This is a genomic window from Nocardia sp. NPDC058499 (genome assembly GCF_042719915.1).
Lineage (GTDB): Bacteria > Actinomycetota > Actinomycetes > Mycobacteriales > Mycobacteriaceae > Nocardia.
Map to the genome: position 1 here is coordinate 157,499 of NZ_JBHXMZ010000006.1, position 26,497 is coordinate 183,995.

At 66.3% G+C, this 26,497-nt stretch carries 25 protein-coding genes; 9 read left to right on the forward strand and 16 right to left on the reverse strand.

All coding sequences use genetic code 11. From position 1 onward, the window contains the following. Window positions 1-97: 97 nt before the first annotated feature. From ACFWPH_RS19735 to ACFWPH_RS19750, 4 genes are all read right to left on the reverse strand, one after another. Entirely contained in the window at window positions 98-1,366 is a 1,269-nt protein-coding gene (locus tag ACFWPH_RS19735; RefSeq protein ID WP_378752968.1) for an amidohydrolase family protein, read from the reverse strand. Between the two features lie 160 nt (window positions 1,367-1,526). Further along, a complete protein-coding gene (locus ACFWPH_RS19740) occupies window positions 1,527-2,954 on the reverse strand; it encodes a FadD3 family acyl-CoA ligase (protein WP_378752970.1) in 1,428 nt (475 codons plus the stop codon). A 10-nt stretch (window positions 2,955-2,964) separates the two neighbouring features. Then, window positions 2,965-4,161 (reverse strand): amidohydrolase family protein, encoded by a 1,197-nt coding sequence (locus ACFWPH_RS19745; RefSeq protein WP_378752972.1) that lies wholly within the window; start codon window positions 4,159-4,161, stop codon window positions 2,965-2,967. A 38-nt stretch (window positions 4,162-4,199) separates the two neighbouring features. Next, window positions 4,200-5,828 carry an AMP-binding protein gene (locus tag ACFWPH_RS19750; RefSeq protein WP_378752974.1) on the reverse strand — a complete coding sequence of 543 codons (1,629 nt, stop codon included), beginning with the start codon at window positions 5,826-5,828 and terminating at the stop codon, window positions 4,200-4,202. 45 nt (window positions 5,829-5,873) lie between these two features. On the opposite strand from ACFWPH_RS19750, the gene ACFWPH_RS19755 reads away from it, so the two are divergent. Next, a complete protein-coding gene (locus tag ACFWPH_RS19755; protein ID WP_378752976.1) occupies window positions 5,874-6,638 on the forward strand; it encodes an enoyl-CoA hydratase/isomerase family protein in 765 nt (254 codons plus the stop codon). Between the two features lie 11 nt (window positions 6,639-6,649). Here ACFWPH_RS19755 and ACFWPH_RS19760 read toward each other — a convergent pair whose 3' ends face one another. Further along, window positions 6,650-7,234 (reverse strand): TetR/AcrR family transcriptional regulator, encoded by a 585-nt coding sequence (locus ACFWPH_RS19760; protein WP_378752978.1) that lies wholly within the window; start codon window positions 7,232-7,234, stop codon window positions 6,650-6,652. Window positions 7,235-7,447: 213 nt separating this feature from the next. Between ACFWPH_RS19760 and ACFWPH_RS19765 the strand changes: the two genes are divergently transcribed. The 4 genes from ACFWPH_RS19765 to ACFWPH_RS19780 all read left to right on the forward strand — a co-directional run bounded on the left by ACFWPH_RS19765 (window position 7,448) and on the right by ACFWPH_RS19780 (window position 10,938). Continuing rightward, complete coding sequence (locus tag ACFWPH_RS19765) at window positions 7,448-8,716, forward strand: cytochrome P450 (RefSeq protein WP_378752980.1); 1,269 nt, start codon at window positions 7,448-7,450, stop codon at window positions 8,714-8,716. Window positions 8,717-8,773: 57 nt separating this feature from the next. Next, entirely contained in the window at window positions 8,774-9,610 is an 837-nt protein-coding gene (locus ACFWPH_RS19770; RefSeq protein ID WP_378752982.1) for a mycofactocin-coupled SDR family oxidoreductase, read from the forward strand. Window positions 9,611-9,815: 205 nt separating this feature from the next. Continuing rightward, window positions 9,816-10,235 carry a hypothetical protein gene (locus tag ACFWPH_RS19775; protein ID WP_378752984.1) on the forward strand — a complete coding sequence of 140 codons (420 nt, stop codon included), beginning with the start codon at window positions 9,816-9,818 and terminating at the stop codon, window positions 10,233-10,235. 49 nt (window positions 10,236-10,284) lie between these two features. Then, window positions 10,285-10,938, forward strand: a complete 654-nt coding sequence (locus tag ACFWPH_RS19780; protein ID WP_378752986.1) for a Uma2 family endonuclease — start codon at window positions 10,285-10,287, stop codon at window positions 10,936-10,938. A 15-nt stretch (window positions 10,939-10,953) separates the two neighbouring features. Here ACFWPH_RS19780 and ACFWPH_RS19785 read toward each other — a convergent pair whose 3' ends face one another. Together ACFWPH_RS19785 and ACFWPH_RS19790 are read right to left on the reverse strand one after the other, a co-directional pair. Next, window positions 10,954-11,850 carry a serine hydrolase gene (locus ACFWPH_RS19785; protein ID WP_378752988.1) on the reverse strand — a complete coding sequence of 299 codons (897 nt, stop codon included), beginning with the start codon at window positions 11,848-11,850 and terminating at the stop codon, window positions 10,954-10,956. Continuing rightward, window positions 11,847-12,722, reverse strand: coding sequence for a LysR family transcriptional regulator (locus ACFWPH_RS19790; RefSeq protein WP_378753524.1), 876 nt, complete (start codon window positions 12,720-12,722; stop codon window positions 11,847-11,849). Before ACFWPH_RS19790 ends, ACFWPH_RS19785 begins: the two co-directional genes overlap by 4 nt. 163 nt (window positions 12,723-12,885) lie before the next feature. On the opposite strand from ACFWPH_RS19790, the gene bla reads away from it, so the two are divergent. Further along, window positions 12,886-13,830 (forward strand): class A beta-lactamase, encoded by a 945-nt coding sequence (bla, locus tag ACFWPH_RS19795; protein ID WP_378752990.1) that lies wholly within the window; start codon window positions 12,886-12,888, stop codon window positions 13,828-13,830. Between the two features lie 11 nt (window positions 13,831-13,841). Here the strand turns inward: bla and ACFWPH_RS19800 are convergent, their stop codons facing one another. Beyond that, window positions 13,842-16,352: an FAD-dependent monooxygenase gene (locus tag ACFWPH_RS19800; protein ID WP_378752992.1), complete on the reverse strand. Its 2,511-nt coding sequence runs from the start codon at window positions 16,350-16,352 to the stop codon at window positions 13,842-13,844. A 137-nt stretch (window positions 16,353-16,489) separates the two neighbouring features. Here ACFWPH_RS19800 and ACFWPH_RS19805 point away from each other — a divergent pair, with 137 nt between their 5' ends. Continuing rightward, on the forward strand, window positions 16,490-17,050 hold the full coding sequence (locus tag ACFWPH_RS19805; protein ID WP_378752994.1) for a TetR/AcrR family transcriptional regulator: 561 nt from the start codon (window positions 16,490-16,492) through the stop codon (window positions 17,048-17,050). Window positions 17,051-17,052: 2 nt separating this feature from the next. On the opposite strand, the gene ACFWPH_RS19810 is transcribed toward ACFWPH_RS19805, so the two are convergent. From ACFWPH_RS19810 to ACFWPH_RS19845, 8 genes are all read right to left on the reverse strand, one after another. Further along, window positions 17,053-17,694, reverse strand: a complete 642-nt coding sequence (locus ACFWPH_RS19810) for a pentapeptide repeat-containing protein (RefSeq protein WP_378752996.1) — start codon at window positions 17,692-17,694, stop codon at window positions 17,053-17,055. A gap of 27 nt (window positions 17,695-17,721) precedes the next feature. Further along, window positions 17,722-18,171 (reverse strand): hypothetical protein, encoded by a 450-nt coding sequence (locus tag ACFWPH_RS19815; RefSeq protein WP_378752998.1) that lies wholly within the window; start codon window positions 18,169-18,171, stop codon window positions 17,722-17,724. 166 nt (window positions 18,172-18,337) lie between these two features. Continuing rightward, the gene (locus ACFWPH_RS19820) at window positions 18,338-19,354 is read right to left on the reverse strand and encodes a YeiH family protein (protein WP_378753525.1); all 1,017 of its coding nucleotides are present in this window, start codon (window positions 19,352-19,354) and stop codon (window positions 18,338-18,340) included. A gap of 53 nt (window positions 19,355-19,407) precedes the next feature. After that, window positions 19,408-20,976: a long-chain fatty acid--CoA ligase gene (locus ACFWPH_RS19825; protein WP_378753000.1), complete on the reverse strand. Its 1,569-nt coding sequence runs from the start codon at window positions 20,974-20,976 to the stop codon at window positions 19,408-19,410. Between the two features lie 88 nt (window positions 20,977-21,064). Next, on the reverse strand, window positions 21,065-21,646 hold the full coding sequence (locus ACFWPH_RS19830) for an RBBP9/YdeN family alpha/beta hydrolase (protein ID WP_378753002.1): 582 nt from the start codon (window positions 21,644-21,646) through the stop codon (window positions 21,065-21,067). 86 nt (window positions 21,647-21,732) lie between these two features. After that, the gene (locus tag ACFWPH_RS19835) at window positions 21,733-22,785 is read right to left on the reverse strand and encodes a 3-keto-5-aminohexanoate cleavage protein (RefSeq protein ID WP_378753004.1); all 1,053 of its coding nucleotides are present in this window, start codon (window positions 22,783-22,785) and stop codon (window positions 21,733-21,735) included. A 56-nt stretch (window positions 22,786-22,841) separates the two neighbouring features. Beyond that, window positions 22,842-23,690, reverse strand: a complete 849-nt coding sequence (locus ACFWPH_RS19840; RefSeq protein ID WP_378753527.1) for a TauD/TfdA dioxygenase family protein — start codon at window positions 23,688-23,690, stop codon at window positions 22,842-22,844. 102 nt (window positions 23,691-23,792) lie between these two features. Next, complete coding sequence (locus tag ACFWPH_RS19845; protein ID WP_378753006.1) at window positions 23,793-24,767, reverse strand: quinone oxidoreductase family protein; 975 nt, start codon at window positions 24,765-24,767, stop codon at window positions 23,793-23,795. Window positions 24,768-24,950: 183 nt separating this feature from the next. Here ACFWPH_RS19845 and ACFWPH_RS19850 point away from each other — a divergent pair, with 183 nt between their 5' ends. Together ACFWPH_RS19850 and ACFWPH_RS19855 are read left to right on the forward strand one after the other, a co-directional pair. After that, a complete protein-coding gene (locus tag ACFWPH_RS19850; protein ID WP_378753008.1) occupies window positions 24,951-25,961 on the forward strand; it encodes an AraC family transcriptional regulator in 1,011 nt (336 codons plus the stop codon). 141 nt (window positions 25,962-26,102) lie between these two features. Continuing rightward, on the forward strand, window positions 26,103-26,495 hold the full coding sequence (locus tag ACFWPH_RS19855) for a carboxymuconolactone decarboxylase family protein (RefSeq protein ID WP_378753010.1): 393 nt from the start codon (window positions 26,103-26,105) through the stop codon (window positions 26,493-26,495). The last annotated feature ends 2 nt before the right edge of the window (window positions 26,496-26,497 follow it).

Sequence of the window (26,497 nt, forward strand, 5' to 3'; positions counted from 1 at the left end):
ATGCGCAGCTCACCCGCCCGGCCAGGGCATACCGCCGGCCCCTGGATCAGGTGGTATCCAGGAGACCGGCGTGAACGCCAGTGCGATGGGAGTTTCCCTACCCGGACGAGCTCGCGTACTTGGCGGCGTAGCGGTCCGCGTATTCCTGGCGGGTGGTGGTGGACAGGTCGACATCGGCGCCCTTGGCGCGCAACGCGCCGACCGTCGCTTCTTCGCGGGTCTGATGGGCGAAGGGATCCCAGTTCAGGAAGCGGCAGGCGTTCTGCCAGGTGATCTTGTCGATATCGGAATCGTCGGCGCCGGCCTCCTCGAGTTCCTCCAGCACGAATTCCGGGGCACCCGGCCACAGCGAATCCGAATGCGGGTAGTCGCATTCCCAGGCGATATTGTCGATCCCGATCTCGTGACGGAGCTTCAGCGAGGTCGGGTCGGTGACGTAGCAGGCCATGACATGCTCACGGAACACCTCGCTGGGCATCTTGCCGCCGAAATCGCGGCGCAGCCAGCGCTGGTTGGTGTAGTGCCGGTCGGAGCGGTCCAGGAAGAACGGGATCCAGCCGACACCCCCCTCGGACATCGCGACCTTCAGTTTCGGGTAGCTGCGGAAGGCCGGGCCCCACAGCAGATCCTGGACACCGATCAGCGAGATACTGGGCGCGAGGACCATCAGATTGTCGATCGGCGCGTCCGGGGCCAGTTTGAGCACACCGAAACCCTGTCCGATGTGCAGGTTCATGACGGTGTCGTTATCGCAGAGCGCCTGGAACACCGGGCCCCAGTAGTCGATATCGTGGTAGCTGGGCAGGCCGTCGATATGCGGCAGTTCGGGCATGGTCACCGAACGGCAGCCCTTGGCGGCGAGCCGGTTGATCTCGTCGACGGCCAGCTGTGGTTCCCACAGCGGCAGAATGCCGATCGGGATGAACCTACCCGGGTAGGCGCCCGCCCATTCTTCGATATGCCAGTCGTTGTAGGCGGAGATCATCGCGACGGTGATCTCATCCATCCCGCCGCGGCTCAGATGGCCGGCGCTGAAGCCGGTGAAGGTCGGGAAGCACATGGAGCCCAGCACGCCGTTGGCATCCATATCGCGTACGCGGTCGTGGATGTCGTAGACCGCGGGCCGCATCTCGGCGTAGCCCGCGGGATCGTAGCCCCACTCTTCGGGTGGCCAGGAGACGACCGCGTTGAGGCCGGTGACGCCGGTCGGCCGGTCCCGGTAGATCCAGCGGTCGATGCCCTGGTCGTCCACGACGACCTTGGGTACGTACTCGGCGTATTTCTTCGGCACGTGGTTGTCGAACATATTGCGCGGCTCGACCACGTGGTCGTCGATGCTCACCAGGATCATGTCGTCGATATTCACCGGATTCCTCGCTGTTCATGGTCGACGCCGGGCGCGCCCGGGCTGGGAGAGTAAAAGTCTCCGATTATGAGAATTACGCTCTCGGTTGTGTTCGACGATACACCGCGGCCGGTGCCGGGTCGAGACGATCGGAGCGGATCGTGGAAGTGCTCGGGCGTGCTCAGCGCAACTGGTCTTTCATCACCTTTCCGGTCGCGTTGAGCGGTAGTTCGTCGAGGAATACCACCGACCGCGGCACCTTGTAGCCGGCCATTCGCTCCTTGGCCCAGGCGATCAGGTCGGCTTCGCGGACCGCTTCGCGCGCCACCACGAATGCCTTGCCCACCTGCCCCATGCGTTCGTCGGGTACCCCGATCACCGCGGCCTGGGCGACCGCCGGATGCTCCAGCAGGAAGCCTTCGATCTCGGCCGGGTAGGCGTTGAATCCGCCGACGATGTACATATCCTTCTTGCGCCCGATAACTTTCAACCGGCCGCCTTCGTCGAGACTGCCCAGATCGCCGGTGTGCAGCCAGCCGTCGGCGTCGATCGCCGCGGCGGTGCCTTCGGGATCGTCCAGGTAGCCCTGCATCACGCTGTACCCGCGGATGAGTACTTCCCCGTCGTCGGCGATACGCAGTTCGATACCGTCGCAGGCGGTTCCCGCGGTGGTGGCGATCTGCTCGAAGGTGTCGCCGGGACGGGACGCGGTCGCCGTACCCGCTTCGGTGAGCCCGTAGCCGGTCATGATCGACTGGAAGGGCAGTTCCTGGCGGACCCGGCGGATCAGGTCGACCGGGATATCGGCGGCCCCGGTGACCGCGGCCCGCAGCGACGAGATATCGCGTGTGCCCTCGTATTCGAGCAGAGAATGGTAGAGGGTCGGCGCACCCGGGAGCATGGTGACCCGTTCCTTCTCCACCAGCTCGAGCACCTCGGCGACATCGAACACCGGCACCGGCAGCATGGTGGCGCCGCGGATGAGCGAGGAGACGATTCCCGCCTTCAGCCCGAAGGTGTGGAAGAACGGGTTCACCATCAGATAGCGATCACCCTCGCGGAGATCGGCGAGATCGCACCATTCCGCGTAGAGCCGCAGCGTCTGCAGATGATTCATCATCACGCCCTTGGGGCGTCCCGTGGTGCCCGAGGTGTAGATGATGTCGGCGATATCGGTGCCGGCCATCTCGCGTTCGAACGGTGCGCCGCTGCCGAGAAAATCCGACTTCAGGTCGAAGACCGGCACTCCGGGCGGCGCGGGATAGTCGGCGCCGAGGAAGCCCTTCTGGACAAGTAGCGCTTTGGCGCCGCTGCGGCGGATCACATCGGCCGCTTCCTCGGCTTTGAACCGGGTGTTCACCGGCACCAGCACGCCGCCCGCGGTCAGCAGGCCGAGCGCGGCGATAATCCATTCGGCGGAATTGGGCGCCCAGATGGCCGCCCGGTCGCCCTTGCCGATCCCGGCTTCGGCATACGCGCCCGCGGCCCGCCGGATGCGGTCCGCGAGTTCGGTATAGGTCAATCGCAGGTCCCCGTCCACGACCGCTTCGGCGTCACCGAAGCGGTCGGCGGTGGACAGGGCCAACTGCGGGATGGTCTCCCAGGACATAGGGTTCCGTTCAGACCTTCAGCAGGCGCGCGAGGTTGCCGCCCATGATCTTGGCCTGGTTCTCCAGCGGCATATCCTTGATTTCGTTGATGTAGCGCGCCGGCTCGGCCAGCCCCTCGGGATGCGGCCAGTCGGAGCCGAACAACACGTGATCGACACCCATGACGTCCGACAACCGCTGCAGGTCTTCTTCCCAGAACGGGCTGACGTAGAGGCTCTGCTTGATGGCTTCTACCGGATCGCGGAAGCCGAAGCCCTCCGGGGCCTTCTTGTAGACGTCGGTCAGTTGCTGCAGCAGCGGCTCGAGCCAGGCGGAGCCGTTCTCGATCACGGAGATCTTCAGGTCCGGGAAGCGGTTCAGCGCACCGTGGCACACCCAGGACGCGACCGCGTCGGTAACCGGGCGCCACTGGTTGGTCATCGCGAAGGTATTGGTCTTGAACGGCAGCATCTCCAGGGCGCTGCCCTCCCACTCGGCGTCGAACCGCGAGTAGCCGCTATCGGAGGAGTGCATGGTGACCAGCACGTCGAGTTCGACGACCCGTTTCCAGAACGGATCGAACTCGGGCAGTGCGAACGACCGCATACCGCGCAGGCCGGGTACCGGGGCCGGGCGGATCAGGACCGCCTTGGCGCCGTGCTCGACGACGGCCCAGTTGAGCTCCTCGATCGCCTTCTCGACGATCGGCAGGGTGATCACCGGGACGGTGAAGATCCGGCCGGAGTGCACGAAGCTGCCGTCCTGGCCCCAATCCTCCAGCATCCACTGGTTCAGCGAGTGGATTACCGCATGGATCAGTTCGGGGTGGTGGCGCATCCGTTCCTCGACCAGGCTGGCCAGGGTGGGGAACATGAGCGCACGTTGCAGTTGGAGGTCGTCCATGACCTTCAAGCGGGCCTCCGGATTGCGGAAGGCGTCGATCGCCTTCATCGACTTGCCGAAGATCTCGCGGCGGCTCTTGCCTTCCGGGTTGCCGTGCTTGAAGTACTCCTCCATGGCGCCGGGACGGGCCACGACGTCGAAGGTCGGGTTGGGGATGTACTCGCTGATCTGGCCGAGCACCGCGATTTTGGTGCGGCCGTTGATCTCGATGTACTGGATGGCCCCGTCGTATTCCTTGGGCAGGTGCCGGGTCAGCGCTTCCTTTGTCTCGTAGAGATGGTTGTCCGCATCGAAGAGCTGGTACGGCAGCTCGACTTCACTCATGGAATCCTCCTTGGCTATTAATGAGAATCGTATTCTCATTATGGTTCGGTCGCAACGGCCTCGGTGTGCGCTGTGGCCAGATCACGCCGGATGGCGAATTTCTGGATCTTTCCGCTGGGGGTGCGGGGGAAGTCCGCGACGATATGCAGTTCCTCGGGCCACTTCTGTTTGGCCATACCGGCCTGTTCGAAATGGGTTCGCAGGGCTGCGAGATCAGGTTCCGGATGCGACGGCAGGCAGCGCACCACCGCGGCGGTGCGTTCGCCCAGGCGTGGATCGGGCACCGCCACCGCCACACCCTCGGCCACGCCGGGGAGGGTGAGCAGCACTTCCTCCACCTCGAGCGCGCTGACGTTCTCGCCGCCGCGGATGATGATGTCGGATTTGCGATCGGTGATCGTCAGGTAGCCGTCCGCGTCGAGCGCGCCGATATCGCCGGTGTGGTACCAGCCGTCCGCGTCGAAGGTGCGGGCGGTGAGTTCGGGGTCGGTGTAGCCCAGGCACAGATCGGGTCCGCGGCTGATGATCTCCCCGTCCGCCCCCAGCCGGACCTCCACCCCCGGTAGTGCGTTGCCGTCGGTGAACATCCGTTTCGCGGCCGGCGCGGTGGACATCGAACCGGTGATCGAGGGATGCTCGGTGCTCCCGTAGGAGCGGAACACTGTGATCCCGAGATCCTCGAGCCGGGTGCTGACCGCGGCCGGTACCGCCGCGCCGCCGAGTCCGGCATAACGCAACTGTGCGAGGTGGGTGGGTTTGTAGTTCGGGTGGTCGAGCAAGCTGGTGACGAAATAGCTGACTCCGCCGCCGACGCAGATGTTCTCGGCTTCCATCAGCTCGAGGACCCAGCCCGGATCCCAGAGGTCGAGCAGGTGGATGGGGGCCCCGTCGAGCACCGGGATGAGCAGGGCGTTGAGCATGCCGATGAAATGCCCGACCGGGGCCGAGGTGAGCTGATCGCCCCGGTCCGGCGGATACATCCCGGCAAGCTGTCGTACTTCGTAGCCCAGGGTGTTGTGGCTGTGCACGACCCCTTTGGGTGCCCGGGTGGTGCCGGAGGTGAAGGCGATACAGGCGGGGCTGTCCGGATCGGTGGTCAGCGTGCCGGTCAGTGGTTCGGGGTCGAGCAGATCCTCGAAATCCCGGTCGACCACGCCCACCACCGGTACGCCGGCGCACAGTTGCGGGTCGAATTCGTTCTGCCCGAAGCGTTCACAGGTGATGAACGCTTTCGGCCCGACGGCGCCGAGGATGTAGCCGAGCTCTTTGCGGCCGTAGAAATGCGCGATGGGCACCACCGTGGTGCCCAGCAGGGCGCACGCCCAGTAGGTGGCGGCGGCCTCCATCCAGTTCGGTAGCTGGAAGGCGACGATATCGCCGGGGCCCACACCGCGCCGATGCAATCCGGCGGCCAGTCGCCGGGCGGTCCGTTCCACATCGCCGAATGTGCCGGTGTACGGGCGGATGCGCGAGTGCACCGCGAAGGTCGTATCGGGGGCCGCCGCGAGACCGCGGGCGAGGAGTTCGCCGAGTGTTTCGTCGCTCCACCAGCCTGCTTCGCGGTAGCTCCGGGCCAGGTCGGCGGGAACCCGGCGGGTGAACAGATCGGGCGCGGTGGTGGAGCGTGACCGTGCGGGGTCTTCGCTCGTGTGCCCTGAATGTGGCATATATCGAACTCCCGATCCGAGCGCCGGAAACCAGCGGGAAAGTATATGGTTCTCTATGTAAGAGAATCATATTTCCGTCGAGGAGAACAAGACGTGATCGAGCTCGAACTGGCGGACGGACTGGCCGTCGTCACCATCAACCGCCCGCACGCTCGCAATGCCATCGCGCTGGACACGATGGACGAGCTCGGCAAAGCGATCGACGGGGCGGCCGGCGCGCGGGCCCTGGTGATCACCGGCGCCGGCGACAAGGCCTTCGTCTCCGGCGGCGACCTCAAGGAACTCGCCGCGCTGCGTACTCATGAACAGGCCGCGGCAATGGCGAACAAGATGCGGCAGGTATGCGACAAACTCGCCGGGTTCCCCGGGCCGGTGATCGCTGCTCTCAACGGGCACGCTCTAGGTGGTGGGGCCGAGGTGGCCGTCGCGGCCGATATCCGGATCGCGGCGGCCGATATCAAGATCGGGTTCAATCAGGTCGCGCTGGCGATCATGCCTGCCTGGGGCGGAGCCGAGCGGCTGACGCGACTGGTCGGGCGGAGCCGGGCGCTCCTGCTGGCCGGTTCGGGGGAGATTCTCACCGCGCCCGACGCCGAACGGCTGGGTCTGGTGGACCGGGTCCTACCGCGCGCGGAATTCGACGCGGGCTGGCGTTCGCTGGCCCGGGCGCTGGCCAACCCGTCGGCCGGCGCGATCAAACGAGTGGTCGACGGTGTCACTGCGCAGGAGGCGGTGGACGCCTTCGCCGAACTCTGGGTGTCCGACGCGCACTGGGCCGCGGCGGACCGGGCCATGAATCGCGGTAAATGATTTCGGTACGCCTACTGCTCGGGTTCGAGCAGATCGATCTCGCGTCGGGCGAACGCGAAGGTTTCGGCGTGCCCGGCGGTCATCCCGAGCGCCTGCTCGAGCACCACCATCCGGGCGGCGCTGGTCATCAGCACCGACAGTACGTCGGCGGGGAAGCGGCTCGTATCGACCCCATAACCCTCGAGCATCCGGCTCAGGGCCTCGGTCTGGGCGGCACGGAACTGCTCGGAGTAGCGCACCACCTCGGCGCGGACGGCCGGTTTCTGGTTGGCCAGGCCGACGAACTCCATGGTGAACCGCGCCGCGGTGGCATCCGTGCTGAACTCCCACAGGGCGTGCAGCGGACGTTCGGATTTCAAAACCTGCGCCAGGGCTTCGAGTCCCTGGTCGGCGCGGCGCCGGAACAGCTCGAGGAACAACTCGTCCATCGAGCGGAAGTAGTAGTGCACCAGTTGTGGTTTGAGGCCGGCGTGCTCGGCGATGCGCCGGGAGGTCACGGTGGCCCACCCTTGTTCGAGCATCAGCTGTTCGGCGGCGTCCATCAGGACGGTGCGATTCTTGGCGTCGGGTGCGCCGAGCCGGCGGGGTGCTGACATGGTCGTGACTCCTCCTGGATTTCCGCGCGGCCGAGGCGGTCTCGTGATCACCGGGGATGGTATCCCGCGAGCGGCGACTGTTGACGTCCGCGTGCCGCGCATGCTAAGCATGTGCTCAGCATCACATCTGAGCAGTCGCTCAGCAAGGGGCGTTCCGTATCAACCGGTCATCCACGCTCGAGCGCCTATTTCTGCTGACAACAGGAGGTTCCCGTGACCGATTTCGATACGGTCGACTACTTCACCGACCCGGCGCTGGTGCCCGATCCGCACCCCTACTACGACCATCTGCGCGCCAAATGCCCGGTGACGCAGGAACCCAACTACGGCGTCTACGCGGTCACCGGCTACGAGGAAGCCAACGATGTGCTCCGTGATTCGGACACCTTCTCCTCGTGTATCGCCGTGGGCGGTCCGTTCCCGCCGCTGCCGTTCACCCCGGCAGGCGACGACATCACTGCGCAGATCGCCGAACATCGCCAGCAGCTACCGCTGTGGGAACACATGGTCACCATGGACCCGCCGGACCACACCGCTGCCCGCTCGCTGCTCAACAGGCTCCTTGTTCCTTCGCGACTGAAGGAGAACGAGGAGTTCATGTGGAAGCTGGCCGATAAGCAGCTCGACGAATTCATCGACGACGGCCGCTGTGAATTCCTCGGCGCCTACGCCAAGGTCTTCACCCTGCTGGTGATCGCCGACCTACTCGGCGTGCCCGAGGAATACCACGACGAACTACGCGTCAACCTGGCCGGTGGACCCACCGTGGGCTCGATCGACAAGGAGATCGTGCCCATCAATCCGCTGGAATGGCTGGACAATCTGTTCAGCGAGCTGATCTCCGACCGGCGGCGTAACCCGCAGGGCGATGTGCTGACTTCGCTGGCCGAGGCGAAGTATCCGGACGGATCGACGCCCGAGGTCATCGAGGTCGTACGTACCGCGACCTTCCTCTTCGGCGCGGGTCAGGAAACCACCGCCAAACTGCTCGGCAGCGCGATGCAGTTCCTCGTCACCCAGCCGCACCTGCAGGACGTGTTGCGCGCCGACCGCAGCAAGATCCCTGTCTTCATCGAGGAGACGCTGCGGATGCAGGCACCGGTGAAGAGTGGTTTCCGGCTGGCGAAGAAGCCCGTGGAGGTCGGCGATGTACCACTGGCCGCCGGTGACCTGGTGATGGTGTGCCCGGGGGCCGCCAACCGTGACCCTCGGCGCTTCGAGAACCCGCACGTGTTCGACCTGGACCGCCCCAATTTCCGCGAGCACATGGCCTTCGGGCGTGGTGTGCACACCTGCCCCGGCAGCCCACTGGCCCGCGTCGAGGGCCGGGTTTCGCTGGAGCGGATCCTGGACCGGATGCTCGATATCCGGGTGGATCCGGAAAAGCACGGTTCCCTCGACAACCCGGTGTTCAACTTCGAGCCCACCTTCATCCTGCGCGGCCTGAGCGACCTGCACATCACCTACACGCCGAAATCCTGAAATACCCACTATTGCGACGACAGTCGAGCACTGCCGCATCGAGGAAAAGAGGAAGTCATGACCGGACGGGTCGAAGGAAAGGTCGCGTTCATCACCGGCGCGGCCCGCGGCCAGGGGCGCAGCCATGCGGTGCGGCTGGCCGAAGAAGGTGCCGACATCATCGCCATCGATATCTGTAAACCCATCGACACGGCCGAGATCCCCCCGGCGACACCCGCCGATCTCGCCGAAACCGAAGAACTCGTCAAGGCCACCGGTCGCAAAATCGTGACCGCCGAGGTGGACGTCCGCGACGCCGACGCGCTGAAGGAATCCCTCGCCGAGGGCGTCGGGAAACTCGGGCGCCTCGATATCATCGTCGCGAACGCCGGTATCGCCAGCGGCGGCGACACCCTGGCCGAAACCGACGAGAACGTCTGGCAGGAAACGATCGATATCAACCTCAGCGGTGTGTGGAAATCGGTGAAAGCCGGTGTCCCGCATATCCTCGAGGGCGGCCGCGGCGGTTCCATCGTGCTCACCAGCTCGGTCGGCGGCCTGAAGGCCTACCCGCAGACCGGCCATTACGTCTCCGCCAAACACGGTGTCGTCGGCCTGATGCGGGCCTTCGCGGTGGAACTCGGCCAGCACATGATCCGGGTGAACTCGGTGCACCCCACGCACGTGAGTACCGCCATGATCATGAACGAGAAGACGTTCCAGATGTTCCGCCCCGATCTGGAGAATCCGACGGCCGACGATATGGCGCCGATCTGCCAGATGTTCCACACACTGCCGGTGCCGTGGGTGGACCCGATCGATATCAGCAACGCCGTGCTGTATCTGGCCTCCGAAGAGGCCCGCTACCTCACCGGCGTCACGCTGCCGGTCGACTGCGGTTCGATGCTCAAGTAACCCGGGACACCGCTGCGTAGTGGTGCGGTCGGCTCATCGCGGCGTACCGCCGCCCGCCCGGACTGCCGGCGGACAGTCTGTGTTGCCGGGGCGGGCGCGGGCGTCCGGTCACTTTTCCGGCGTGCGCACCGGCCCCGGCTCCAGTGTGGACGAAGCACAATGAAAGGTGCCGACCGGCGACTTTCCTGTGCGAGGATCGGTCGGGATGAGTACCGCGCGTTTGGGTCGGTGGACAGCCGCTCTGGGGATCGCCCTGGCCGTGGCGGGCTGTGTGCCGGCCGAGCCCGCGCCACCCCCGGAACTGGGCACCGAGTTCACCCTGGCGGTCGGTGATACCGCTGTTCTGGAAGCGGGCCGGGTGACGGTCCTGCTCAGCGATGTCACTGATGACGGCAGGTGCCCCGAAGGGGCGATGTGTGTCTGGGAGGGCGACGCCGTCGTACACATCGAGACCACCGTGGCCGGTAGGCAGTCGGCCCATGAACTCCACGCGAATCCACAGTTCCCCACCGAAGCGCATACGGACGGTTACCGGATCGCGCTGCGGTCGATACAGCCGCCGGGTTCCGCCGGCGAGATCCCCCTGGCCGAGTATCGTGTGAACCTCCTGGTCACCCGGGAGTGATCCCGTCCACGACGTAGGTTGCGGTCGCGCAGGCGGCTACGATGTGGGCATGTCTCGTCCATCCGTCGAATATCCCGACCTCCCCGAATACATGACGTGGGAGGAGCTCGAGGAGCTACCGGTGGAGATCGCAGAGCAGATCGAACTCTGGGATGGTCGCGTTGTGTGGGTTCGCCGAGGCCCGGCCGAGCATCAGGAGTTCACCAATCTGCTGTGGAGTGGGCTACGCCGATGCGCCCGGCAAGAAATGGAGCGGGCCCCCGAACTGTGCTGGCGGGTGCATACCGAAACGAATATCTTTTTCGGCCGAAGCGGCAAGTCGGATTTCGTCACCCCGGATTTCTTGGTTGCCCGGTGCCTTGCGGAGGCTTATCAGGATCTCCGTGCCGACGATGTCCTTCTCGCCGGAGAGGTACTTTCGCCCTCCAATACCCGCAACGATATGGACGAGAAGAAGTCTCGTTACGCAAAGGCCGGAATTCCCTGGTATTGGGAAGTAACCCTGGCTCCGGAGATAAGTGCCATCGAGACGGTCAGGGCATTCGCGCTGGAGACAACTCATGGCCGGCTACCAGAGGGGGTACGCCCGCTCTACCCCGCCAACTATCTGCTGGCCGGTAAGTGGTCGCCGGGCGATTCCGAGCGGATATCGATCGGCTTCCCGTTTCCGATCGATATCCCGTGGTCGGCACTGGCCTTCTGAGCTCGCAGAGCCGAATCAATCGAGTGGTAGGGCTCGGCGTAATTCGGTGACCGCTATTCGCGCGGCTTCGGCGATGGCGGCATCGACCGCCGGGAGCGCGGGGTCCGCGCGGGCGGCGCGGGTGAACACCGCCACCGCAACCGGGTATTCACCCGGGAATTCGACCACGGCGACCTCGTTGCGGATGATGCCGATGGTTCCCGTTTTACCCGCCACCGATACCGCGCGATGCGGGAAACCCGCCGCGATCCGGTGCGGCCAGACCTGGCGGCGCATCACCGCGCGCGCGAAATCCGTTTGCTGTGCCGATACCACCTCGCCGCGCCACAGCGCCGATAACAAGCGGGTCATCTCCTCCGGCGTCGTGGCGCTCGTATAGGCGGGATCGTAGGCCGAGACCGTCCAGGCCTCGTCGTTGTCGGCCAGCGCCGCGAAGGCCTCCACCGTGCTGTGGGTATCGGTATCGGAGATCAGGCTGCGCTGGAGATCGGCCGTACCGCCGACCAGCCGGGTCCGGGTGAGTCCGAGGGATTCCAGCAGGTCGTGCACGCGGGCCACGCCGATCTCGCTCAGCAGAAGGTCTGCCGCGGCGTTATCGGACACCGTCATCATCGAGGTCGCCAGATCTCGGCGGCTCATGGCGACCGGATCGTGCAGGGCGGAAATCCCGGTGGGTCCGGGGGTGCATTCGGCGGGTGTGAGGGTGAGCCGCTCCAGCGGGTCGATCCGGCCGGCGTCCACCGCGCGGCAGTACGCGAGCAGTAGCGGAAGTTTGTACACCGAGGCGGTCACCACCCGTTCGGTGCCACCGATCGAGACCTCCGCGGCGCCACCGTCACACCGCCTGGCATGTAATCGGCCGGTGCAGCCCGCATCGGCGAATACCGCGTGGATCCGCTCGGCGACGGTCACCGTACTCGTTCCCGGTACAGCACGCTGTCCAAGGCATCGGCCTGTTCTTCGGCGCCGGCCCGGTGGATGACCCGGCAGCGCAACGCCACCGCCTGCGGTGCCATCCGCAGCCAGGCGACGCCCGGGATATCGGAGGGCGGGGTGGTGGTGAGACCGAAACTGGTCCCGGCGGCCACCGCGGCGAGTACCGAGCGATCGTCGTGCACGGTGACCGTCGGCGCGTCGAGTCCCCGCTCGCGCAGTAGATCCCGGACCGTATCGGAGGCCGGGGGATTGGCGGCGCGCGGATACGCCGCATAGGTGAGGTCGGCGAGCATCGGGAACACCGGACGTTCGGAAATGGCGCTGCGATGATCGGCGGGCACCACGATCCAGCGCGGCAGCTTCACCACCGGCCTGGCCTCTACGCCGTCGACCAGTGCCGGATGTTCGATCACCCCCACATCGCACAACCCCGACCGCACCGCCGACACCAGGTCGACCGTGCCGGCCACTGTGGTGGATACCGCGTCACCACTGTTCTTCTCGGCGCGCAGAGCGGTGACACAGGCGGTGAGGATCCGGTCGGGCAGCGCGGTGGTCGCGCCCCAATGCACCGTGCCGCGGGTGCGGGCGATGCGCTGCGCCTCGGCCAGCAGCCGGGTCGCGTCGTCGACCAGCAGCCGGGCCCGCGGCAGGAGTTGCCGGCCGGCCGCTGTGAGTACCGCGCCCTGCCGCGTGCGGTGTACGAGTTCGACCCCGAGCTGGGTCTCCAGGCGTCGTAAACCCTGGGACAGCGGCGGCTGGGTCATATCGAGAACTGTGGCCGCCCGCCCGAAATGGCCCTCGTCCGCGATGGCGACGAAATAGCCGAGGTGGCGGATGAGGTCCATAGCCATATTGAACCAGCGTCCCGTGTGGTCACCGTCCAACTGCGGTTTCTGGGCAGATATAGCACGGCGAAACTGTGTTTTACCTGCGGCTATATCTGTTGCGTATCGTGTGCGGGAGTGTCGGATATTGGCGACCGGCCACGGACCCGTGTGTGCTGCCGATGTGAAACCGATCCGATCCGAATTCCGCGTCCCGCGCCGATCGCTGGCGGCCGTACTGGCCGTCACCGCGTTCGCCGTCACCGCATGCGGTTCCGATCCGAGCGAGCCCACCACCTCGGCGCCGGTCACGATCAGCCCACCGGCCGTCGCCGACCTCAGCAATACGCTGATGGAGATCCAGGAACGCCACGATGTGCTGTTCGGGATCGCCGCCTACAGCCCGACGGGCGCACGAACCTTCGAGTGGAATGCCGCGGACCGGTTCGCCCTCACCTCCACCTTCAAGGTGTACGCGGTCGCCGCGCTGCTGCGCCTCGCCGAACGCGGGGAAGTGGATCTGAACGAGCGGGTGCCTATCCTGCGCGAGGACATCGTGATCGCGTCGCCGACCACCAGCTACCGGGTCGGTGAGACCCTCAGCTGGTACGACCTGTGCCAAGCCGCCCTCGTACGCAGCGACAACACGGCCGCCAATCTGATCCTGCGCCGGATCGGCGGCCCGCCCGCGGTTACCGCCCTGGCCCGCATGATCGGCGATACCGAGACCCGGCTGGACCGGTGGGAGCCCGCACTCAACGAAGCCCTCCCCGGCGATACCCGCGATACCAGCACCCCCGCCGCGTTCGCCGGTGGTCTGCACCGGCTGATCCTCGGTAACGCGCTGATCCCCGAACACCGGCGCATGCTCACCGGCTGGATGAGGTCGAGCGTCACCTCGAGGGAGCGGATGCGGGAGGGGTTACCGGTCGGCTGGGTGGCGGCCGATAAATCCGGTACCGGTGCCTACGGCACCGTCAACGATGCCGGTGTGGTGTGGAGCCCCACCGGAACCTCGGTCGTGCTGGTCATCTTCAGCCGTTCGACCATCGGCTACCCCATGGCCGCCCCCAGCAACCAAGCGATCGCCGACGCCACCACGGCCGTCCTGGAGACCGTGACCAGCTAGCGCCCGCGCCGCTACGGGGAGGTCCGAGACCGGCCGGGGGCCGACTCCGGTGTCCGTGGCTCGTCGGCCGGGCCGGGCTCGAAACACAGCGTGACCTGCTCGGTGACCGGCCGCGCCCGGCAGGCGAGGACCCGGCCGTGCGCGATCTCGTCGTCCGTGATCGCCAGCAGAGGGTCGGGGTCCATCTCGGCGTGCCCGTCGGCGACGACGGCCAGGCAGGTGCCGCAGGAGCCGCCGAGGCAGGAGTACGGGAGGTCTTCGCGTTCGTCGAGTGCGGCGTCGAGGATCGCCCGGTCCCGGGGCATGCCGAATTCCAGCGGTTCGCCGTACCCGGTGAGGGTGATCCGGCTGGTCGCGGTCCCGGCGGCGGTCCGGGGGCGATCCGGTGTCCGGGTGTCGAAGAGTTCCACCCGGATTCGCGACCCCGGTACACCGCGCGTGCGTAAGGCGTCGACGGTTTCGGTAACCAGTTCTTTCGGCCCGCACAGGAACCAGCGGTCGGCATGCTGCCGGGCGATATCGGCTGCCGCCATCCGCCCGGACCGGTACTGCGCGCCCGCATCGTGTGCTGTTCGCGGGCGCTGCCGGGACAGGTGGTGGACGACCCGGAGCCGCCCGGGGTAGCGGTCGCACAACTCGCGCACGGACTGCGCGAGCATGATGTTCGCGCGGTCGCGGCTGCCGTAGTACAGCATGAAGGCGCTGTGCGGTTCGGCTCCGAGTACGGCGGCGATGATCGAGACGATCGGGGTGATCCCGGATCCGGCGGCGACCGCCGCGTACTCGGTGCGGGCAGCGGGGTCGAGTTCGGGGGTGAAATGCCCCGACGGTTCGGAAACATACAGCGCCGACCCGGTGATGCGCTGGTCGAGGACATAAGACGAGAACGCGCCACCCGGTTGCCGTTTCACAGCGATACGCACCCGGCCCGACCCCGGGGCATCGCACAGCGAGTAGCTGCGGCGAACCGGTTCGCCGCGACGGGTTCCGCGGATCACCAGATGCTGTCCGGCGGCGTAGGCGAACCGGGCGCGCAGGTGCGCGGGAATATCGAATTCGACGATCGCACTGTTTTCGGTATCGCGGACCACCGAACGCACCACGAGCCGGTGGAAACCGCGTGCGGGGCCGTGTGGCAGGGGGTCGAACAGCGGCGCGGGCCGTGGATTCCGGTCCCGGGGGAGCCGGAGCACAGCGGAGGCGGCGAGAGTGCCCACGGCGAGAGCGGCGCGCCCGGCCGGTTCGGGCCGCAGTAGCGTTTCCGGGCGGTCCAGCAGACCGGCTATCCGGGCGATACGGGTACCGATCGCCGCGTCACGTTCCCCGACGGCCATGGCGACCCCGGCCAGCGCGCCGAGCGCCCGCAGCGGTTCGCGGCCCGCCGAATCCACATGGGGCATCGCCAGATCGAACAACTCGGTGATCCGCCAGGCATCCTCGATCACCCGGGCGACGGCGCGGAAGTAGCGGCGGCGCAGATCGTGGTCGCCGGCGGCGAGTGCTTCGGTCAGTTGCAGCGCCTGCAGCGCCGAGACGGTCATCCCCTGTCCGAAGGCGGGGCTGAAACTGCATACCGCGTCACCGAGCACGAGTAGTCCGTCCGGAAACCGGGTCAGCCGCTCGTAGCGGCGGCGCTGGTTGGCCGGATACCGGTAGGTGGCGATATCGCTCAGGACCTCTGCGCCCACCAGCGCTTCCCGCACATCCCGGGGTGCCACCGAGGCCGCGAAACGCCAGAACCCGTCCGGATCGGTGGGCGGGTGGTCACTGCCGTAGCCGATCAACGTGAGGATATGTGCGCCGTCCTCCACCGCGAACAGGGCCAGCCCCCGGGCCGGGTCCTGGTTCGCGATCACGATCTCCTTGTCACCGCCGGCCGAACCGGGCGGTAACCGCACGTATCGGCTCGCGTACTTCATATCGATCCGCACACCGTGTTCGGCGGGGCGCTCGTAGCCGAGCCCGGCCAGCCATTCGTTGATCGGACCGTGCCGGCCCAGGCAACTCACCACCAGGTCGGCGTCGAATGCCCGTCCGTCGGTTGTGCGCACGCCCGTGACCCGCGCGCGGCCGGTGTCGGAGAGCAATCCGGCAACGGCGGTGTTGTCGACCAGTTCCACACCGGGGAGTGCGCGGACCCGGCCGCGGACCCGCCATTCGAGAAACGGGCGGCTGGCCTGGAGCAGCGAGTATCCGGCATCGGCCTGGCGGAGAGTGTGCCCGGCCACCGTCATCCGCATCTCGGTGAGGGAGCGGCATTCGACGGCGCCGTCGGCGAGCAGTTCCGCGGTGATCCCCGGGAACAACTCCTCGAGGACGAGCCGGCCCCGGGCGAGCAACGCGTGGACGTGCCGGCCTTGAGGAACTCCCCGACGGTCACCGGGAGCCGACAGATCGTCGCGTTCGAGCACGATGACCTCCGCGAAATGCTCGGCCAGCACCCGGGCTGCCAGCAGACCGGCCATACTCGCGCCCAGTACCACCGCCCGGCCGCGAGCCGCGGTGTTCCCGCTTCTCGCCATCTGTGCCTCCGTCGTCATTGTCCCGAAATCCCAGAGTCTCGGCGTGCGCCGAACCCATACTGAGACTGATCGACAAATTAGTCTCAGTAGCCTGGGTGAGGCAACCCCGATCGCCGCCTCCCGAGGTAGAAAGACCCATGGCCTCTTCCACCCGATCGTCGGACGAGCTGCTGGAAGCCGCGGTCGCGCTCATCGCGGAAAGCGGTTTGGACGGCCTCACCCACGCTGCCGTCGCCGCGCGCGCCGGGGTCTCGCGCGCCACCGCCTATCGAGAATTCGGCGACAAGGACGGGCTCGTCTCCGCCGTGGGCCGCCATGAGGTGGCCAAGATGGTGGCCGCCGCGTTCACCGCGATCGACATCACTGCTTCCGCCTCCGAAACAGTCTGTGCGGCAACTGTGTTCGCGCTCGACTACCTACGCGGTCACCGCGCGTTCAACTATCTCCGGATGCACGAACCCGGCTGGCTGCTCGGCGTTGCCGTCGCACACGAAGGAGCGCGGCTGAATCTGGTCGAATCCGTGGCGGCCTTCGCTGAACCGCTCGTCGCGGCCGGTGACGGCGCAGCGCTCGCGCTCCCCCCGCGCCAAGCGGCCGAAGTGGTGGTGCGCACGGTTCTATCGCACGCGCTGATCCAGGACAGCAGCCTCGGCGACGAAGAGGTCGCCCGCACCGTCGCCCGCGCGGTCACCCGCTGAGCTCACTCCTGGACGGTCAGTCCGACCGCCGCGGCCAGGGTCGGTGCAAGGTCCAGCAGCTGACCCGGTGTGATGAGGGCGCCACGCAATGATTCCACCCCGTCGGCGATACCGATCCGGTGCGCGTGCCGGAAGTCGACCTTCTTCAGCTGTGCATTGCGCACCGTCAACGCGGACACTTCGGTACCCGGAAAGCTCACTTCCGAGAGCTTCGCGCTACCGAAATCGACATGCCGCAGTACACAATCGACGAAACGGACCTTGGTCAATCGGGCATTCCGGAAGTTCACCGAATCCAGTTTGCAATTGTGGAAGACCACCCGGCGCAGTTCGGCACCGCTGGCCTCCACGCCCGACCAGGCCCCATCGACCACTTCCGCGTCCAGCCACGCGGCGTCCGGCATATCCGTACCGGTGAACCGGACACCGTGCAGCCAGACATCGGCCAACCGGGCACCACCGGCCACACCGTGGTCGATATGCACCGAACGGAAGGCGCACTGGCCGAACACCGTATTGCGGAGATCGGGTTCGGTCAGGACCATATCCTCGAATCGGGCGCAGTCGTACTCACGCTCGACGTCGAGGTCGCCGACCGGTTCCAGCCATTGTGCGAACGGTAGATCGGCCAGTTCCCGTGGCATTCAGCTCCTTCGCGGTGACTGTGGCGATTACGCCGAGATGGTCCCACTGTAGATGGTGAAACCGCGGCCCTTGGCTTGGCATCCGAAGCTGCCGTGGAAGCCGACCTCGCAGCGCGCACCCGCGTGTTCGATATACGGACCCCACGCCCCGTCTCCGGTTTTCACGTCGTTGAGCTGAGGATTTCCACCCGGCAGGGTGTACGGGGTGCCGGGATCGAAGGTCGGGTGGGCCGGCAGCCACGACTGGTCGATGACGATTTCACCGACGTGCAGAAGGAACGGCAGGCCCTCGTAGTGCAGGCGGGTCGGCTGGGCGAGATCGCAGCCCACTGTGCCGTCGCCGTAGATGGCGCAGCTGAAGCTCCCGCTGGTGAAATGCACTGTGCCGGGGTCGGCCTGGGCGCTCGCGGTGAACATCAGGGGCGCCAGGCCCGCGGCGGCCGCGACGGCGGCTGCTTTCGCCAGAACACGCTTCATCCTGCACTCCTCATCAACTCGGCTCGGCTACGGTCGGGAAGCCCTGCCCAGTGTGTCGGAGGAGCCGGGCCGCGCGTTTCATTGTGCGCCGCGGAGTACGTTATCGCAGGTTGTCCATATCGTCCGTGTGGGCCTGCCGCGTCCTGCCCGCGCGAGCGGAGTCGATTCAGCCCACAAGAAGGATGCCGATGAACGCGATGAATACCACCCACAGCGTGGACGCAGTGGCCAGGACGAACGGCCGCGGGCCGACCGAGCGCAGCAGACCGATCCGGACCCCGAGGCCCAGCGCGAACATCGCCGTGGTCAACAGGGCGGTTTGCAAGTGGGCGGCCTGGTCGATCACGAAATCAGGTAGTAGGCCCGAGGACCGGACCGCCACCGACACGAGGAACCCGATCACGAACAGCGGGACGATAGGCGGTTGTTTACCGGCGGCCGCACCATGGACACCCCCATCCCGGGCCCGTCGTCGCTGCACGATACCGAGATACGCCATCACCGGCGCCAACATCAGCACCCGCGCGAGCTTGACCACCGTAGCGACAGCGAGCGCACCACCGCCGATCACGCCTCCGGCGGCAACCACCTGCGCGACCTCGTGGATCGCCCCGCCGGCGAGCATGCCGGACCGGCGATCATCCAGCCCTGCACTCTGCGCCAGTAGCGGAATTCCAGGGATCATCAGGCTGCCGAAGATCACGACCAGCGCGATCGCGGTGACTGTCTCCTCGTCCTTCGCCTTGACGACACCATCGGCGGCGGCGACTGCCGCGGCGCCGCAGATCGAGAATCCGCACGCGATGAGAACTCGTTGAGTCCAGGGCAGCCCGAGGAGCCGGCCCATGTACATGGTTCCCGCGATACCGAGCGCGACAACGGCTACGACGATCGCTATCACGCCCCACCCCAACGCGACGATATCGCTGAACATCAATTGCAGCCCCAGGACGGCGATGCCCACGCGCAGTAGTCGTTTGGCCGAGAACTCCACGCCGGGCCGGATCCACGCGGGGATCGCGACCGAATTGGCCGCCGATGCCCCGAGGACGATGGCGATCAACATCGGGTTCAACGCCGGTACCAGCCGGCCGACCGCCATCGCGACCCCGGCGCCGCCCGCGCACAGCGCGATACCGGCGGCCAGGGCGGCTGTTCGCGAGCGCGGCGAAGACACACGCATCTTCTCGGGTCGCGTAACCGGCTGTGGCGCCGGCGTGGTGTGCAGATCACCGGTCATCTCGAGAACCCCCGGTTTCCCACCGCTGCGACGAGCTCGCGCTTGAGAATCTTGCCCGTCGCTGTCATCGGCAGCACGGTGGTGAACTCGATCGAGCGCGGATACTTGTAGCCCGCCATCTGGTCTCGGCACCAGGCGATGAGTTCCGCTTCGGTGATCTGCTCACCTGGTTCGAGAATGACGAATGCCTTGACCTCTTCGCCGTGGGTCTCGTGGTGTACGCCGATCACCGCCGCGAGCGAGACTGCGTCGTGGGTGATCAATACTTCCTCGATCTCCCGGGGATATACGTTGAATCCGCCGCGTACGATCACATCCTTTGCGCGGTCGACGATGTAGTAGAAGCCGTCGGCGTCCCGCCGGGCGAGATCGCCGGTACGGAGCCACCCGTCCCGCATCACCTCGGTGGTGGCCTCGGGCCGGCCGAGGTAACCGGACATGACATTGTGCCCGCGCAGCGCGATTTCGCCGACCGCGCCGACAGCCGTGACCGTGTGCCAGTCGGCGTCGACGAGGCGCGCCTCGACACCCCACACCGGGACGCCGATCGACCCCGGCCGTGGCTCGCTTTCCGGGTCGCTGAACAACGCCAGCGGTGAGGTCTCGGACAGCCCATAGCCTTCCAGGATCTGGACGCCGAACCGTTCGGAGAAGCGGGCCAGGATCTCGACCGGCAACGCTGCGCCGCCGGAGATCGCCCGGCGCAGCGTCGTAGCTATCCGTCTCCCGTCGACCCCCTCGCCCGATGCGCTGAGCAGGCCCCAATACATTGTCGGGACACCGGCGAAGACCGTGACGTCCTCGTCGGTCATCAGTTTCAGTGCGGTGTGCGCCTCGAAACGAGGCAGCAGCACCAGGGTGGCGCCCACCGATAGTCCCGCGTTCATCGTCACGGTCTGGCCGAAGGAGTGGAAAAGCGGCAATGTGACCAGGTGGGTGTCGTGGCGGATCGGGTTGCTGTCGAACAGGCGGTTCGCGGTCAACGCGTTCATCACCATGTTCGAATGAGAAAGCTGCGCGCCCTTGGGCTTTCCGGTAGTGCCGCTGGTGTAGAGGATCACCGCTGTGTCCTGCGGGCCGCGCGCCACCGCGGCGAAGTCTTCCGGAATGCCCGCGAGTGCGGTATCCAGGCTCTGCACGCCCGCGGATCCGGAACTGCCTCCTGCGACGAACATGTCCCGGCACTGCGGGGCCGCCGCGAACCCGGCCCGGCCGAACTCACCGATCGGCAGGTCCGGCCCGCCTTCGTAGCAGAGGAACGCCCGAGCACCGGAATCTTCGAGATGGTAGGCGATCTCACGGCCCTTGAGCATGATGTTCAACGGCACCACGACGGCACCGGCTTTGAGAATGCCGTAGTAGACGATGGGGAATTCCGGCACGTTGGGGAAGGACATGGCAACGGTGTCGCCCGGCGCAATTCCCCGGGAGACCAGCAGGTTGGCCACCTGGTTCGATCGGGCGTCCAGTTCGCTGTAACTGATTCGGGTGTCCCCGAGTACGAGTGCGTCACGGTGCGGATACCGGCGGGAGGAATCCTCGAGAAGTACGGACAGATTGAGCATGGCTTCGCTTTCAGGATTCGATCGGCGGCGCGTGGCGATGCGGGCAGCAGGGTCGGCGACCGCTTCGTGGCGGTCGCGTCGACCTGGGTCAGAACGGGGCCGCTGTGGGCTGCTCGGCCAATTCCCGCAGCAACATATCGGCCCGGGGCCACTCACCGAATCCCGACGCGGGATTGAGGTGCCCGACCTCGCCGAGGTCGACGAACTGGCTGCCCCACACCTCCGCCAGCCCGGCGACCCGGCGGCGGTCCGCGAGCGGATCGTTGCTACCGGCGGCGACGATGCTGGGGAAGGGGAGGCGGCGGCGCGGTACCGGGAGCCAGCCCCCTTTGTCGAGATCGTCCACGGTGGGGTAGCCCACGGGCAGCGGCATTTCCAGGTCGGCCGGTGCCGCGAGCAGAGCACCGGATATCGCCCTGGTCGGCTGCTGCGCCCAGTGCACCGTGATCAGGACACCGGCACTGTGCGCCACCAGGACCACAGGTCCGTCGACCTCGGCCAAGACCCTGTCGAGAGCGGTGATCCGGGCCGCCAGGCTCAACTTGTCGTGCTCGAGCGGCGCAACGGTGCGTACCCGGTCGAGCCGATCGGCGAGCAGGGTCTGCCAGTGGTCCGCGACGTGGTCGCGCAGGCCGGGAACGATGACCACAGTCGGTTCGGTGTTGTTCATTGTTTTCCCAATGTGTACGAGAGCGTCCTGAAGACAGGTGTGATCGAGGCCCGGCGGTGGCGGCGGGCCCCGATCGCGGAGGGATGTCAGGCGTGGTGCGTGAAGCCGACCTGGCCGGGCCGGCGGTTGGGGGCGTAGCCGAGCGCGGCGAGCGTCTCGTCCGCGCCGGCGTAGGTGGTGCCGATCTTGTAGATGTCGCGGGCCTCCTTGCCCGTGGCGATTTCACGGCCGAGTTCGCCGGCGACGCGGACCAGCTGCTGGATTTGCTGGACCGACGTCATCTTCTCGCCCTTACGACCCCAGAGGGTGTCCTCGTTACCGCAGCGAGTGTGCAGACCCATCGCGATGGCCATCGCGTTCACCGGCAGTACGGACCGCATGAGGGTTTCGAGGGTCAGGCACGCGCCATCCGGAACGCGCTGGATGAAGTTCATGATGTTGTACGGGTTGGGGCCGTCGAAACCGCCGCCGATGCCGACCCACGTCACGTTCAGCGGACCGGTGTACACACCGCGCCGGATCAGGCGTTCGACGGTTTCGAGCTGCGGGATGGACGAGAGCTGGAAATGCGGCTGGATCCCGGCCGCCTGCAGGCGGCGCAGGTGCTCCTCGACCCATTCGGGCCCGGCAGGCACCGTCATCTCCCGGTAGGTCGCGGCGAGCTCCGGACGCTGCATCGAGGTGCCCGCGATATCGTCCGCGGTCATCAGTTCCATGATGTTCATCTGGCTGGTGTTGATCGCGATGGTCACCTGGTCCGGCTTCGGATCCAGCTCGGCGAGCATATGCCGGACATCGTCGGACAGCCATTTCGCGTCCGCGCCTTCGCCTTCCGGTGCGAACGAGATCGAACCGCCGACCTGCAGGATCATATCCGGAACCGCCTCGCGCAGGCCGGTGAGCAGCTCGTTGAACTTCGACAGCCGCTTGCTGCCCTTGCCGTCGAGTTCACGAACATGGATGTGGAGCACCGTGGCGCCGGCCTGGTAGCAATCCACCGCCTGCTGGACGTGCTCCTCCATCGTCAGCGGTAGATCCTCCCGGAAGTCGTCCGGTTCCCATTCCGGTCCGTACGGGGCGGCGGTGATGACCAGTTTCTCCTGGCATTCGGGGAACAGGGCATCGTCGTGGAAATGCATGGCAGTCTCCTGTCGATCGAGTGGAAAAGTGGTGGGCCGAAGCAATTTTCCGGCGGTCAGAAAGGCCGGTCGCCGATGATTCCGGCGCGTTCCATCTTGCGTACTGCGGGCCAGTAGTCCTGGACGGCGTAATGCTGCGTGGACCGGTTGTCCCAGATCGCCACGCTGTTCGGTGTCCACCGCCAGCGCACCTGGTATTCGGGGATCGTCGCCTGGCTCTGGAGGTAACGGAGCAGCTCGCCTGCGCCGGGCGCGTAGTCGATACCGCACCGGACATTGTCCGAGTTGTGGAAATTCGTGAAGTGGGTGGTGAAGCTGTTGACGAAGAGAACTTGTTCACCCGTTTCCGGATGGGTGCGCACGACGGGGTGTTCCGCGTCCGGATAGCGCTCCTTCAATTCGAGGCGCTTGTCGATCGGGAGGCGCGCACCGAACGACGCTTCGATGCTGTGTCTTGCGCGCAGCCCGGAGATCTGGTCCTTCACCCGCTCGGGCAGGCGCTCGTACGCGAGCGCCATGTTCACCCAGATCGTGTCGCCGCCGACGGCGGGGCCTTCGACACATCGGAGTACGGAACCCATGGGCGGGTGCTCGCGCCAGGTGGCGTCGCAGTGGTAGGAATTCTCGAATGCTTCGGGTGGGCTGTCGAGGTCCTTGTAGATGCGGACCAGGCCGGGATGTTCGGGATCGCTGCCGAGTACCGGATGGTCCTCGAGGGAGCCGAAGCGCTCCGCGAGCGCGACGTGTTCGGCCCGGCTCATATTCTGGTCTCGGAAGAACAGCACCTTGTGTTCGAGCAGCAAGGCGTTCAGCTCGGCGAATCGCCGGTCGTCACGGGCCACTTCGGCAAGCTGCACGCTGTGCAGCTCCGCGCCGATGCTGCCGGTCAACGGACGCGCGTCCATCGGATTTCGCGCCGGTGTCTCGTCCTTGGTGTGGACGCGGTCGACGGTGGTGGTCATGACGGTCCTCCTGTGCATGACGATGGGGGGATAGGGCGACGAATGTCAGACCGAGAACACCGAAGAGCCCACGCTGATACCGGCCTCCAGGTCGCGGTGTGCCTGCTCGGCTTCGTCGAGCTTGTACCGTTGATTGATTTCGATCTCGATGCGTCCGGCCGCGACGTGTCCGAACAGTTCGTTCGCCAGTTCGGTTCGTTCGGCCGGATCGGCGATGTAGTCCGCGAGCGCCGGCCGGGTGACGAACAGTGAGCCCTTGACGGCGAGGTCCATGGCGCTGATCGGCGGGATGGGGCCGGAGGCCGTCCCGAACGCCACCAGCAGGCCACGGCGAGCGAGGGAGTCGAGCGAGGACCGGTAGGTCGACTCGCCGATACTGTCGTACACCACCGGCACGCCGGCCCCGTCGGTGAGTTCCCGAACGCGTTCGGCGACGTTCTCCCGGGTGTAGACGATGACCTCGCCGCAACCGTGCGACCGCGCCACCTCCGCTTTCGCGTCACTGGATACGGTGCCGATGACGTTGATACCCAGGTGCTTTGCCCACTGGCAGAAGATCAGTCCGACGCCACCGGCTGCGGCGTGCAGCAGAACGGTATCGCCGGCCTCGAGGGGGTGGATCCGGCGCAGGAGGTAGGACGTGGTCAGGCCGCGCATGGTCATCGCGGCCGCGGTGTCGAAGGGGATTTCGTCCGGAAGGGCGATGAGGTGTTCGGCCGGCATCACCCGTTCGGTGCTGTACGCACCGAGTGGGCTGCCCGTGTAGGTGACACGATCACCCTCCTGGAAGCCGGTGACCTCCGAGCCGACCGCCTCGATGACACCGGCGGCCTCCACGCCCATTCCCGCAGGGAGGCGGGCCGGGTACATCCCGGTGCGAAAGTAGGTGTCGGCGAAGTTGAGGCCCACGGCTTCGTGCCGGATCCGGATCTCGCCCGGCCCCGGGGCGCCGACCTCCACGGACTCCCACTCCAAGACTTCCGGACCGCCCGTCCGGTGGAAGCGAATCGCGTGTGCCATCTCTGTTCTCCTCTGGTCTCGCTGGTGGGCGTTCGGCCTGCGCGGAGGTTCGTGTGACGCCGATAACACGACCGTAGTCAGAACTTGTTCGTTATACTTATCCCCAGGGGACATATTTATTGCCTTTTCGGGACAGGTCCGAGGCGTCGACCCGTTCCTACGCACAAAGAGGGAGGAGCGGCAATGGCCTCGGCCAAACCTCTGGCGCGATACGCCGCGCTGACCGGCTTCGTCGACCTGGGGCGCTCGCTCGCGGTCGACCCGGTCCAACTGCTGCGCAGTGTCAATCTCGATCCCGCGGGGCTCGAACTCCAGGACCGCTGGGTTCCTGCCGCGTCCATCGCCCGGCTGCTCGAACTCTCGGCGGCGGTGACCGGCCGTCAGGATTTCGCGCTCAGGCTCGCCGAACGGCGTCGCCTATCGACCCTCGGGCCGGTCAGTGTGGGGATCCGTGACGAGCCGGACGCTCGTAGCGCTCTGCGGATGCTGATCCGATATCAGCACACCTACAACGAAGCGCTGTTCATCAGTGTCACCGAACGTGACGGGTTGTCGACGATTGTTCTCCGCGTCGAACCCGGCGAACCGATGCCCGTCCGCCAGTCCACGGAACTGGCCACCGCGGTGATCCACCAGTTACTGCAGCACCTGCTCGGCGACCGGTGGCGACCCGTTTCGGTGTGCTTCGCGCACGACCGGCCCGGCGACGACAGCACCCACCGCCGCCTCTTCGATGCGCCACTGAGCTTCGGCGCGGGCTACTCCGGGATCGTCATGTACGCCAACGACCTGGACCAGCCCAATCGCCTCTCCGACCCCTTGCTCCGCAGCTACGCGCAACACGTCCTCGACGAGCTTGCCGCGCCCGAGGCGCCCGCCCTCGACCAGCGCGTACGGGAGCTCGTCGAACTGCTGCTGCCCACCGGGCGCTGCTCTGTCGACCAGGTGGCCCTGAGTCTCGGCGTGGACCGGCGCACGGTCCACCGGCATCTTGCCAAGTCGGGTCAGACCTTTACCGGGGTCGTCGATACCACCCGCGCCGAACTCGCCCAGCAAATGGTGGCAAGCGGCCGTCATACGTTTGCCGAGATCTCCGCAATGCTGTCGTTCTCGGCGCCGAGCGGCTTCTCTCGATGGTTCGCGCGGCATTTCGGCATGAGCCCACGCGAATGGCGCAAGCGTTCGCAAGAGTAAGTGTCCCGAAATGGACAGAATTGTGTCCCGACGGGATAACTAAGCCCCGGGCTCGAGGATTAACGTGACGTACACCACGATCAACGTGGGACGGCGTGCATGACACACCACACTTCGCCCCTTGCGTGAAACGAGTGCCGCGTGACGACGAAACCCGACCCGATCCCCACCCCGACTCTGGAGGCAATGCGCCAGGACGGTAAATGGAATCCACTGTGGGACACCCTTTCCGACTGGGATCCGGAATGGACCGAACAATTCATGGCGATGAACGCCACCCCGATCCGGAGGGGCATATTCACGCCTGAATTCGTTGAACTTCTCAGCATCGCGATCGACGCCGCCGCTACTCACATGTACGCGCCCGGCGTCCGCCGGCATATTCGGGCGGCGCTCGACCTGGGCGTCTCACGCGACGAGATCCTGACCGTCCTGCAGATGGTCAGCGTTCTCGGAATCCATGCCTGCAATCTCGGCGTCCCGATCCTCGAGGAAGAACTCGACGCGCGTCAGGCGCGGCGTGCAGCGTCCTGACC